General features: G+C 52.7%; 1 rRNA gene. It reads right to left on the reverse strand.

The features are described 5' to 3' along the window. Nucleotides 1-262: ribosomal RNA gene (locus tag JNB89_RS31475) — 23S ribosomal RNA — on the reverse strand; the annotation flags it as partial.

Consider the following 262-nt stretch of genomic DNA (forward strand, 5'->3'; position numbering starts at 1 on the left):
TGGGCTTACGGCGAGGGGGCCTTTCACCCCCTTTATCGCTACTCATGTCAGCATTCGCACTTCCGATACCTCCAGCACACTTTCCAGTGCACCTTCGCAGGCTTACGGAACGCTCTCCTACCATGCACATAAATGTGCATCCGCAGCTTCGGTATATGGCTTAGCCCCGTTACATCTTCCGCGCAGGACGACTCGATCAGTGAGCTATTACGCTTTCTTTAAAGGATGGCTGCTTCTAAGCCAACCTCCTGACTGTTTTAGC

Source organism: Paraburkholderia phenoliruptrix (assembly GCF_019511605.1).
GTDB lineage: Bacteria > Pseudomonadota > Gammaproteobacteria > Burkholderiales > Burkholderiaceae > Paraburkholderia > Paraburkholderia phenoliruptrix_A.